This window comes from Streptomyces sp. NPDC059787 (assembly GCF_042732315.1).
GTDB classification, from domain to species: domain Bacteria; phylum Actinomycetota; class Actinomycetes; order Streptomycetales; family Streptomycetaceae; genus Streptomyces; species Streptomyces atrovirens.
Genome location: NZ_JBHWHX010000035.1, coordinates 71,289 through 79,973, shown reverse-complemented (window position 1 = coordinate 79,973; position 8,685 = coordinate 71,289). Strand labels below are relative to the sequence as shown.

The window sequence follows — 8,685 nt, the reverse complement described above, 5'->3', positions numbered from 1 at the left end:
ACCGTGCACCCCCGCCGTAACGGCGGGGGTGCACGGTCCTGCCGCGAGGGCTCATGAACCGGCCGTCCCCCGGTGCTCCGCCGCGATGCCGAAGCGCTGCCGTTCGCGGGGAGCGGACGCGACCTCGCGGACGCCGGCCACCGTGCTGATCACCTGCTCCTCGGCGGACTCCGGCGCCTCCTTGAGTTCTTCGAGTCGTCGCAGGTCATCGGCGGACACGAGGGCGACGAGGGGCTTTCCGTGCCGGGTCACGACGACGCGCTCACCGCCGTACACCACGCGGTTGATGAGGTCGGCGAGCTCAGCCCTGGCTTGGGTAACCGGAATCTCGTAGGCCATGAAGCCATCATAACGTCACGTACGTCCTGTACATTTTTTACAGAGACAACCAGACAGGAGGGGCTCCCATGACCCGACCGTCCGCCCGCCACGTCCTGCCCGAGCTCACCGAACGCACGGCATCGGGGATCCGGACGACGGACCCCTACTCGAAGCTGCTCGAGGAACGGATCGTCATCCTCGGGACGCAGGTCGACGAGACCTCCGCGAACGACGTGATGGCGCAGTTCATGTACCTGGAGCACCACTCCCCCGACCGGGACATCTCGCTCTACGTCAACTCCCCCGGCGGCTCCTTCCACGCCATGTCGGCGATCTACGACACACTGCGCTACGTCTCCTGCGACGTGCAGACGATCTGTCTGGGCCAGGCGGAGGGCGCCGCCGCGCTGCTGCTGGCCGCCGGCACCCCGGGCAAGCGGCTGCTGCTGCCCGGTTCCCGTCTGGTGCTCCGCCAGCCCTCCCTCCTGGAGCCGGTCGAGGGACAGACCAGCGATCTGGCGATCCAGGCCGAGGAGCTGGTCCGCATCCGGTCGCGGATGGAGGAGATCCTGGTCCGGCACACGGGCCGCAGCGCGGAGCAGGTCCGGGCGGACATCGAGCGGGACAAGGTCCTCGACGCGCAGGCGGCGGTGGAGTACGGCCTGGCGGACCGGATCGTGCCCGGCCGCAGGAACCTGTTCCCCGCCTCCGGCGCGAGGTGAGCCGCGGATGCTGCCACCGGAGCTGCCGCCGCTGCCCGCGCTGACCCGCGCGGAGGCCGAGTTGATCGACCGTTACCTCGAGGCCGTCGACCTGCTCGGCCGGGTCAACCCGGCCCTGGGCGGTGACACCTACCGCGGACTGCGCGCGGCTCAGGCGCTGGTCGGCAAGGCCGTCGCGCTGCGCGACGCGCTGACCCTGATGCACCGGCGCGGCGAGAGCGAACTGCACTCCGACACACTGGCCCGGGCCCTGCGCGTGCTGGACGGCGAACGGCGCACGGCCAGGGTCACGCTGCCGCCGGCCCCCGGCAGTTGACCCCCGTCGGCCCCGGACGGCGGCCCCGGTCGGCGGTGCGTCCCGGCCGGGGGTTGAAACGGACCAAACGGCGTACCCCCGTCCGGCGTAGACGAACCTGCTGTTTTCGGGCGCACGGAGTTGCGCAACGCGCGTACCGCACGGACGGAACGGTGCTTTCCACCCCTGGTCCGCGGCTCCCCCGGGCCCTCGGCGGGGGCCCGAACACGGAGGCGTCCACCCGAACGGGTGATTGGTGAGTAACAACACAAACCCCACGTTCCGTTGGGATTTCGATCGCGCCATGAGCCAAGATCCCTGACTGACGACAAGACCCCGCCGCCGCGGCGGGGCGATCCGGGCGGACGCCGAGTCCTGCCGCCGCCCGGATGACCGGTCGACAGGAGTGGATCGGCAGGAGTGGAGGACCCAGGCACGACGGGCCGCCGGGACGTCAGTTCCGAGCAGTCCTTGGGGTGAAGCCGCACATGTGCGGCCGGGCCACTTCGCCAGCCCGAATCCGACAGGTCATCCTTCACAGGCGGCTGACGAAGGGTTGCGCATGACTGCGCTCAATCGTGTCCCGTCTCTCATGGCCCGGGCCGGCACGGCCTCGGCCCTCACCCTGGCCGCCGTGGGCGGCTCCATCATGGTCCCCGGCGCCGCCTCGGAGGCGGCCGCCGCGGGCCTGGCCACCAAGGCGCTGAACATCGCCGCCTCCAAGAAGGGCTCGCCCTACAAATGGGGCGCCACGGGACCGTACAGGTTCGACTGCTCGGGTCTGACGCTGTACTCGTTCAAGAAGGCGGGCAAGAAGCTGCCGCGCACCGCCGCCCAGCAGTACAACAAGACGCGCCACATCTCCGCCGGGAACCGCAGGGCGGGAGACCTGGTGTTCTTCCATTCGGGTGGCTACGTCTACCACGTCGGCATCTACGCGGGTAAGGGCAAGATCTGGCACGCCCCGAAGACCGGGGACGTGGTGCGCCTGCAGAAGATCTGGACCCGCAGCGTCTCGTACGGCCGGGTGAGGTGACCGCGGCGGGCGGCGGTGCCCCGGGGCACCGCCGCCCGGTCACTGCTCCTGCTGTCCCGCCGCCGTGACCGCCTCGGCGGCCTGGACGGTCCACGGGAGTTCGACCGACACGGTCTTGCCGCCCTCGCGCGTGGGGCGGATTCTGAGCCTGCCGCCGCACTCCGCGGTCAGCCAGCGGATGATGACCAGCCCGCGGCCGTTGTCCTGCTGGACCGCCGCGGGCAGCCGCTTGGGGAACCGCGGGTGGCTGTCCGTGACACCGATGTGCACCCGTTCGTCACGGACCAGGACGACGTCCACGGTGAACGTGGGCGACTGCCCGAACGTGTGCTGCACCGCGTTGGTGGCGAGTTCGGAGACGATCAGCCGGATGGTGTCGCACAGTTCCGCGTCCGCCGGCATGCCCCATTCCTCCAGCGTGCCCACCACATGGGCACGGGCGGCCGACACCGAGGCGGGATCGCTCGGCAGAGTGACGGATGCTTCCAGATGGTCTGCCATGGCGACGTCGTCCCTTTCCCACGGGGCCGCAGTCCGACACGGAGCGGATGGTTCGAGTACGGTCCCGCACTGGTGCTTCGCCGCCAGACTGCCATCCCCGCACGGCGCAGGACGGCGATCCACCAAGATGTGCATATATCTGTCGCTCAAAACGGTGAACTCTGCGACGGGAGACCGTATCCGGGCGACCCGGAAGGAGTAAGGAGAAGTCCATGCAGCACGGTCCCGCGGTGCGCCGCCGGAAACTGGGTGCCGAACTGCGCGCGCTGCGCACCTCGGCGGGACTCACCAGCGGTGAGGCGGCCCGCCTTGCGGGCTGGCACCAGTCGAAGGTGAGCCGGATCGAGACGGGTACGAGCGGGGTGAAACCGGCCGACGTGCGGTTACTGCTCGACGCCTACGGCGTGGCCGACCCGCAGCTGCGGGAGTTGCTGCTGGTGCTGTCGGGCTCCGGTGACGGCGACGGACGGCATCACTGGTGGCACGCCTACCGGGGCGTACTGCCGCCGACCTACCGGGACTTCATCAGCCTGGAGTCGCAGGCGAGCGCGATGCGCACCCTGGAGACCACGGTGATCCCGGGGCTGCTGCAGACACCGGAGTACGCGCGCGCCGTGACGGAGGCGGCCCTGGAGGACGCGTCGGAGGAGCGCCTGGACGCGCTGGTGGAGGTGCGGCTGGCCCGGCAGGACGTGCTGCGGGCGACGCCGCCGCTGGAGCTCAGCGCGGTCCTGGACGAGGCGGTGCTGCGCCGGGAGGTCGGCGGTCCCGGCGTGATGGCCCGTCAGCTCAACCGGCTGGTCGAGGCGGCCCGGCTGCCCCAGGTGCGGTTGCAGGTCCTGCCGTTCAGCGCCGGCGCGCACATCGGCGTGACCGGCCCTTTCGTAATCTTTTCATTTTTGCGCACTTCTGATCTGGACGTGGTTGTTCTCGACCACTTGACGAGTAGCCTCCATCTGGAGCGGAAAGAAGACCTCCGGGTGTACTCGGAGGCCTTCGACGCCCTCTCGATCCACGCCCTTTCACCCGAGGACTCGTTGGATTTCATCGCCGGCGCAGCCGCCGGCGCGTAAGGAGGCACGATGCCCGTACCGCCTCGGACCATCCCTTCCGGCCTCGCACTGCGCGATGTGAGGTGGCTGCGCAGCAGCTACAGCACGGGGGCGAACAACTGCGTGGAGACGGCCCGGCCGGCCGCCGGCCCCCTGGCCGGACTGCTCGCCGTGCGCGACTCCAAGGCCCCGGACGGGCCCGCGCTGCTCTTCTCCCCCGCCAGCTGGACGGAGTTCGTGACCGCGGTCGGCTGACGACCCGACCGGTCAGCCCGTCGTCGGGCGACGCACGGCCGTGTCCCGCCGACTCATGGCCGCGTCTCGCCGATCACCCGTACAGCGCGTTCGATCTCCGCCCCGGACAGGTCCGCGCGGGCGGTCAGTCTGAGCCGTGAGACACCGTCGGGCACGGAAGGAGGACGGAAGCAGCCCACGGACAGACCGGCCGCCCGGCAGTCGGCCGCCCATCGCACGGCCTGTTCCGGGGAAGGGGCGCGCACGGAGACGACCGCGGCGTCCGGGCGCACCGCTTCCAGACCCGCGGCCGTCAGCCGGGAGTGCAGTTGCCGCGCCACCTCGCCCGCCCGTGCCGCGCGCCCCGGCTCACGGCGCAGCAGCCGCAGGGCCGCCAGGGCCGCCCCCGCCGCGGCGGGGGCGAGTCCCGTGTCGAAGATGAACGTCCGGGCCGTGTTGACCAGGTGTCCGATCACCCGGGCCGGGCCGAGCACCGCTCCGCCCTGGCTGCCGAGCGACTTGGACAGCGTCACCGTCACGACGACGTCGTCGGCGCCCGCCAGTCCCGCCGCGTGCGGGGCCCCGCGTCCGTCGTCGCCGAGCACACCGAGACCGTGCGCGTCGTCGAGCACCAGACCCGCGCCGTGCTCCCGGCACGCCTCGGCGAGCCCGGTGAGCGGGGCGGCGTCGCCGTCCACCGAGAACACCGTGTCGGACACCGCGACCGCGGGCCCGTCGTGCCCGTCCAGCGCCTTGCGCACGGCGTCGGGATCGGAGTGCGCCACGACCTGCGTGGTGCCGCGGGCGAGCCTGCAGCCGTCGATCAGCGAGGCGTGGTTGCCCGCGTCGGAGACGATCCTGGAGCCGAGCGGGGCCAGCGCGGTGACGGCGGCGAGGTTGGCCGCGTAACCGGAGGAGAAGACCAGGGCCGCCTCGAAGCCGCAGAAGGCGGCCAGTTCGCGTTCCAGTTCGGTGTGGAGCCCGGTGGTGCCGGTGACGAGCCGGGAGCCGGTCGACCCGCCGCCCCAGGTCCGCGCGGCCCGCGCGGCGCCCTCGGTGACCTCCGGATGCCGGGCCAGACCCAGGTAGTCGTTGCTCGCCAGATCGAGCAGCGGCGTGTCGGCGGCCCGGGGACGCAGGGTGCGTACGAGTCCGGCCCGGCGGCGCAGTTCCGCCTGCTCGTCGATCCAGCCGAACGCCATGGGTCCTCCGGGGTTTTTGTAGGCAGTGCACAGACATTAGCGGGAGGCCGGACGGACCACTGTGTGGCAATACCCACACCTCGAAGTGCCCCTGTTGTACGAACTCTCCTTGGCCCCGGCGGGTCGGGTAGGACAGGATCGGCTCTCATGAACCTGCTGAACACGCTGGTGGACAAGGGGCTTCGGCGTGAGACGCCGACCCGCGAGGAAGCTCTGGCCGTGCTGGCCACCTCCGACGACGACCTGCTCGATGTGGTGGCCGCGGCCGGGAAGGTGCGGCGGCACTGGTTCGGCCGACGGGTGAAACTCAACTATCTCGTCAACCTCAAGTCCGGCCTGTGCCCGGAGGACTGCTCCTACTGTTCCCAGCGGCTCGGCTCCAAGGCCGACATCCTGAAGTACACCTGGCTCAAGCCCGACCAGGCGTCGCAGGCGGCCGCCGCCGGTCTCGCGGGCGGCGCCAAGCGGGTGTGCCTGGTGGCCAGCGGCCGGGGTCCCACCGACCGTGACGTGGACCGGGTCTCCGACACCATCAAGGCCATCAAGGAACAGAACGAGGGCGTCGAGGTGTGCGCCTGTCTCGGTCTGCTCTCCGACGGCCAGGCGGAGCGGCTGCGCGAGGCGGGCGCGGACGCCTACAACCACAACCTCAACACGTCCGAGTCGACGTACGGGGACATCACGACCACCCACACGTACGCCGACCGGGTGGACACGGTGCGAAAGGCGCACGCGGCGGGACTGTCGGCCTGCTCGGGTCTGATCGCCGGCATGGGCGAGTCCGACGAGGACCTGGTCGACGTGGTCTTCTCGCTGCGGGAGCTGGACCCGGACTCGGTACCGGTCAACTTCCTGATCCCGTTCGAGGGGACGCCGCTCGCCAAGGAGTGGAACCTCACCCCGCAGCGGTGCCTGCGCATCCTGGCGATGACGCGGTTCGTCTGCCCGGACGTCGAGGTGCGGATCGCCGGCGGCCGTGAGGTGCACCTGCGCACGATGCAGCCGCTCGCACTGCACCTGGCCAACTCCGTCTTCCTCGGCGACTACCTCACCAGCGAGGGCCAGGCCGGCAAGGCGGACCTGGAGATGATCGCGGACGCCGGGTTCGAGGTGGAGGGCACCGGGGAGGTGACGCTACCCGAGCACCGCGCGGGGGGCGGCTGCGGCTCCCACGAGGGCGGCGGCGCGTGCGGTCCGGCGACCGCGGACTCCTGTGGGGGCGCACCCGAGGAGCCCCGTACGGACCTGGTCGCCGTGCGCCGCCGGGGAGCCGGAACGGACCTCGCGCCCAATGCCTGAGCGGTCCGTCGCCGAGCTGCTGGAGCTCGACCGGCGGCATGTCTGGCACCCGTACGGGCCCATGCCGGGCCGTCAGGAACCGCTCGTCGTGGAGTCGGCAAGCGGGGTGCGGCTGAGACTCGCCGACGGCTCGGGCGAACTGGTCGACGGGATGTCGTCCTGGTGGTCGGCGATCCACGGCTACAACCACCCGGTGCTCAACGAGGCCGCGCGCGGGCAGTTGGAGCGGATGAGCCATGTGATGTTCGGCGGGCTCACCCATGAGCCCGCCGTGCGGCTGGCGAAGCTCCTTGTCGACATGTCACCGGACGGTCTGGAGCATGTGTTCCTCGCCGACTCCGGATCGGTGTCGGTCGAGGTCGCGGTGAAGATGTGCCTGCAGTACTGGCGTTCGCTGGGCCGGCCGGAGAAGCGGCGGCTGCTGACCTGGCGGGGCGGCTACCACGGCGACACCTGGCAGCCGATGTCGGTGTGCGACCCCGAGGGCGGGATGCACGAGCTGTGGTCCGGCGTGCTGCCGCGCCAGGTCTTCGCGGACGCGCCGCCGGCCGGGTACGAGGAGGAGTACGCGGAGCACCTGCGGTCGGCGGTCGAGCGGCACGCCGGCGAACTGGCCGCGGTCGTCGTGGAGCCGGTGGTGCAGGGCGCGGGCGGGATGCGGTTCCACTCCCCCGCGTATCTGCGGGTGCTGCGCGAGGCGTGCGACGCGCACGGCGTGCTGCTGGTGTTCGACGAGATCGCGACCGGGTTCGGGCGCACGGGCGCCCTGTTCGCGGCGGAGCACGCGGCGGTGACGCCGGATGTGATGTGTGTGGGCAAGGCGCTGACCGGCGGTTATCTGACCATGGCGGCGACACTGTGCACCGCGCGGGTGGCCGAGGGCATCTCGCGCGGTGAGGTGCCGGTGCTGGCGCACGGGCCGACGTTCATGGGCAATCCGCTGGCGGCGGCCGTGGCCTGCGCCTCCGTCGAGCTGCTGCTCGGCCAGGACTGGCGCGCGGAGGTCGAGCGGATCGAGGCGGGCCTGCGGGAGGGGCTGGCGCCGGCGGCCGGGTTGCCCGGGGTGCGGGACGTGCGGGTGCTCGGCGCCATCGGGGTGGTCCAGCTCGATCACGCCGTCGACCTGCGTGCGGCCACGGAGGCCGCCGTGCGCGAGGGCGTGTGGCTGCGGCCGTTCCGCGATCTGATCTACACGATGCCGCCGTACGTCACGGGTGACGCGGACGTGGCGCGCATCGCCCGCGCGGTGTGCGCGGCGGCGAAGGAGGGATGACATGTCGGTGTGGGTGATCACGGGCACGGGCACCGAGGTCGGCAAGACGGTGGTGACGGCCGCCCTCGCCGCGACGGCGCTGGCGGCCGGCCGGTCGGTGGCGGTGCTGAAGGCGGCGCAGACGGGTGTGCGGCCGGAGGAGGCCGGGGACGCCGAGGAGGTCGCGCGGCTCGCCGGTGCGGTGACGACGGCCGAACTGGCCCGGTACCCGGATCCGCTGGCGCCGGCCACGGCGGCCCGCCGGGCCGGCCGGGCGCCGGTGCATCCGCACGAGGTCGCGGAGCGGGCCGCCAAGCTGGCCACGGAGCACGACCTGGTGCTGGTGGAGGGTGCGGGCGGGCTGCTCGTACGGTTCGACGCGGCCGGCGGGACGCTGGCGGACACGGCGGCGCTGCTGGCCGCGCCGGTGCTGGTGGTGGCGTCGGCCGGGCTCGGCACCCTGAACGTCACGGAGCTGACGGCCCGTGAACTGCGCGGGCGGGGCCTGGACCTGGCGGGTGTGGTGATCGGCAGCTGGCCCGCCGAACCCGACCTGGCCTCGCGGTGCAACCTGCTGGACCTGCCGGACGTGACCGGTGCCCCGCTGCTGGGCGCCGTACCGGCCGGGGCGGGCGCGCTGGAACCCGCCGGGTTCCGGTCCTCGGCACCGCACTGGCTGGCGCCCCGGCTCGAGGGGACCTGGGACGCGGAGACGTTCCGGGTGCGCGAGGCGCCCTGACGGCGAGCGGGGGTGTGGATCGTCCGTTCGGG

Annotated in this window: 11 protein-coding genes and 1 riboswitch; of the genes, 8 read left to right on the top strand and 3 right to left on the bottom strand. The window is 72.0% G+C overall.

Going from position 1 to position 8,685, the window contains the following annotated elements; all coding sequences use genetic code 11:
• Positions 1 to 51: 51 nt before the first annotated feature.
• Positions 52 to 339, bottom strand: coding sequence for a type II toxin-antitoxin system Phd/YefM family antitoxin (locus ACFV5H_RS27860; RefSeq protein WP_385058235.1), 288 nt, complete (start codon positions 337 to 339; stop codon positions 52 to 54).
• Positions 340 to 407: 68 nt separating this feature from the next.
• Here ACFV5H_RS27860 and ACFV5H_RS27855 point away from each other — a divergent pair, with 68 nt between their 5' ends.
• The 3 genes from ACFV5H_RS27855 (at position 408) to ACFV5H_RS27845 (ending at position 2,374) form a co-directional block, all read left to right on the top strand.
• On the top strand, positions 408 to 1,043 hold the full coding sequence (locus ACFV5H_RS27855; protein ID WP_385058236.1) for an ATP-dependent Clp protease proteolytic subunit: 636 nt from the start codon (positions 408 to 410) through the stop codon (positions 1,041 to 1,043).
• Between the two features lie 7 nt (positions 1,044 to 1,050).
• Positions 1,051 to 1,359: a hypothetical protein gene (locus tag ACFV5H_RS27850; protein ID WP_385058238.1), complete on the top strand. Its 309-nt coding sequence runs from the start codon at positions 1,051 to 1,053 to the stop codon at positions 1,357 to 1,359.
• A gap of 335 nt (positions 1,360 to 1,694) precedes the next feature.
• Positions 1,695 to 1,897: riboswitch (cyclic di-AMP (ydaO/yuaA leader) on the top strand.
• A 3-nt stretch (positions 1,898 to 1,900) separates the two neighbouring features.
• The gene (locus tag ACFV5H_RS27845) at positions 1,901 to 2,374 is read left to right on the top strand and encodes a C40 family peptidase (protein WP_385197742.1); all 474 of its coding nucleotides are present in this window, start codon (positions 1,901 to 1,903) and stop codon (positions 2,372 to 2,374) included.
• Positions 2,375 to 2,413: 39 nt separating this feature from the next.
• Here the strand turns inward: ACFV5H_RS27845 and ACFV5H_RS27840 are convergent, their stop codons facing one another.
• Positions 2,414 to 2,875: an ATP-binding protein gene (locus ACFV5H_RS27840; RefSeq protein WP_385050459.1), complete on the bottom strand. Its 462-nt coding sequence runs from the start codon at positions 2,873 to 2,875 to the stop codon at positions 2,414 to 2,416.
• A gap of 212 nt (positions 2,876 to 3,087) precedes the next feature.
• On the opposite strand from ACFV5H_RS27840, the gene ACFV5H_RS27835 reads away from it, so the two are divergent.
• Complete coding sequence (locus ACFV5H_RS27835; RefSeq protein ID WP_385050457.1) at positions 3,088 to 3,948, top strand: helix-turn-helix domain-containing protein; 861 nt, start codon at positions 3,088 to 3,090, stop codon at positions 3,946 to 3,948.
• 9 nt (positions 3,949 to 3,957) lie between these two features.
• Entirely contained in the window at positions 3,958 to 4,182 is a 225-nt protein-coding gene (locus ACFV5H_RS27830; protein WP_073934671.1) for a DUF397 domain-containing protein, read from the top strand.
• A 53-nt stretch (positions 4,183 to 4,235) separates the two neighbouring features.
• On the opposite strand, the gene ACFV5H_RS27825 is transcribed toward ACFV5H_RS27830, so the two are convergent.
• Positions 4,236 to 5,363: an 8-amino-7-oxononanoate synthase gene (locus ACFV5H_RS27825; protein WP_385050456.1), complete on the bottom strand. Its 1,128-nt coding sequence runs from the start codon at positions 5,361 to 5,363 to the stop codon at positions 4,236 to 4,238.
• A 147-nt stretch (positions 5,364 to 5,510) separates the two neighbouring features.
• On the opposite strand from ACFV5H_RS27825, the gene bioB reads away from it, so the two are divergent.
• From bioB to bioD, 3 genes are read left to right on the top strand one after another with little or no spacing between them, the layout of a single operon-like run.
• The gene (gene bioB / locus ACFV5H_RS27820; protein ID WP_385050455.1) at positions 5,511 to 6,662 is read left to right on the top strand and encodes a biotin synthase BioB; all 1,152 of its coding nucleotides are present in this window, start codon (positions 5,511 to 5,513) and stop codon (positions 6,660 to 6,662) included.
• Positions 6,655 to 7,935, top strand: a complete 1,281-nt coding sequence (locus ACFV5H_RS27815) for an adenosylmethionine--8-amino-7-oxononanoate transaminase (RefSeq protein WP_385197740.1) — start codon at positions 6,655 to 6,657, stop codon at positions 7,933 to 7,935. The genes bioB and ACFV5H_RS27815 overlap by 8 nt, the downstream gene beginning before the upstream one ends.
• Before the next feature lies 1 nt (position 7,936).
• Positions 7,937 to 8,653 (top strand): dethiobiotin synthase, encoded by a 717-nt coding sequence (gene bioD / locus ACFV5H_RS27810; protein WP_385197738.1) that lies wholly within the window; start codon positions 7,937 to 7,939, stop codon positions 8,651 to 8,653.
• Positions 8,654 to 8,685: the final 32 nt, after the last annotated feature.